Here is a 532-nt window from a genome sequence, read left to right as displayed (position 1 = left end):
GCCCGATTCTTTACCTTCAGGTGCTAGACTTTTCCTTTCTCTATTCTACAGGTGGAGGTTAGGAGACTCGAACTCCTGACATCCTGCTTGCAAAGCAGGCGCTCTACCAACTGAGCTAAACCCCCATAATTCAGTTTTTAGTTACCAGTTACTAGCTATCAGTTTTTTTCTTTACTGACCACTGTTTACTGTTTACTGTTCACTGTTTTCAGGTGGGCCATCCTGGACTCGAACCAGGGACCTCACCCTTATCAGGGGTGCGCTCTAACCACCTGAGCTAATAGCCCATCACACGAACCTTTCTATAGTTTGAAAGCCTTATTACTATCCTACGACCGACCTGGGATGACCAACTCATTACCTTTGCACAACTTCTATCTTCATTGTTCTCGGTCACTTGAGTGGGTAGGTCTCCCTGAAAAGGAGGTGATCCAGCCACACCTTCCGGTACGGCTACCTTGTTACGACTTCACCCCAGTCACCAGTCCTACCTTCGGCGTCCCCCTCCGCTAACGGTTAGGGTAACGACTTC

General features: G+C 48.5%; 2 tRNA genes and 1 rRNA gene. All 3 read right to left on the bottom strand.

The features are described from left to right. Positions 1-52: 52 nt before the first annotated feature. Positions 53-125 (bottom strand) — tRNA-Ala (locus DM995_RS23035). An 88-nt stretch (positions 126-213) separates the two neighbouring features. Then, positions 214-287 (bottom strand) — tRNA-Ile (locus tag DM995_RS23030). A gap of 132 nt (positions 288-419) precedes the next feature. After that, a 16S ribosomal RNA gene (locus tag DM995_RS23025) occupies positions 420-532 on the bottom strand; the annotation flags it as partial.

Source organism: Blastomonas sp. UPD001 (assembly GCF_003426715.1).
GTDB lineage: Bacteria > Pseudomonadota > Alphaproteobacteria > Sphingomonadales > Sphingomonadaceae > Blastomonas.
The sequence above is the reverse complement of the archived record's forward strand: the minus strand, read 5'-3'. Positions and strand labels throughout refer to the sequence as shown.